Annotated in this window: 1 protein-coding gene; it reads left to right on the forward strand. The window is 59.8% G+C overall.

Going from position 1 to position 854, the window contains the following annotated elements; all coding sequences use genetic code 11:
• On the forward strand, positions 1-854 hold an 854-nt coding region (locus AC07V8_RS25745; RefSeq protein WP_494721512.1), incomplete at both ends, for an HlyD family secretion protein.

Below are 854 nucleotides of genomic sequence, written 5' to 3' on the forward strand. Positions count from 1 at the left end.
GATACCCCCGCCTCGCCGCTCGGACGCATGCTCGCCTATCTGATCGTCGTCCTGTTCTCATTGGGGGTGCTGTGGGCGTTCCTGGGCGAGGTCGACGTCAATGCGGTAGCGAGCGGGCAATTGGTTCCGGTCGGCGGCGTCAAATCGGTGCAGCCTTTTGAAGCGGGCATCGTGCGTAAGATCAATGTCGCCAACGGCCAGCATGTCAACGCCGGACAAGTGCTGGTGGAACTCGATAGCACGGAAAATCAGGTCGATTTGTCGCAGTTGCAGCGCCAGCAAGAATTGTCCCGGCTGGACATCGCGCGCCTCAAAGCGACGCTGTCCGGCATCGATCATCTCCACGGCCCAGCTTCCTTCGCCTCGAACCCAACGCCGCAGTCGGTGCTGCAACAAGAGCGCATGAACGAACAGGTCGATGGGTATTTTGCGCGGATAACAGCGCTTCAAGCGCAATTGGCGGAAAGTCGTGCGGTCGTCGCGGCCAGCGACCTGGAACAGGAGAAACTCTCTGCCCGTCTGCCCGCCATTACCGAAAAAGCGCATGTCTGGAAACAATTGGCCGATCAGAAAATGGGGTCCCGCATGCAATGGCTCGATTTTGAAAACGAGCGGGTCACGGCCCAGAAAAGCCTGGCGATCGAGCATCAGAAAAACGCCCAGTACCGCGCAAGCATTGCGCGGATTCAAGCGGAGCTGGCGCAATATCGGGCCGATATACGCCGTCAAATGCTCACGGAGCTGGTTGAGGCGGGGGATAAGGCCCGCGAGGCCGAGCTGAGCATACGCCGCTATCGGGAGCGCGAGCAATATCGCAGTTTGCGCGCGCCGGTGAGCGGCTATGTCCAACAGTT

It is taken from the genome of Collimonas sp. GW821-FHT02H07 (assembly GCF_059421505.1).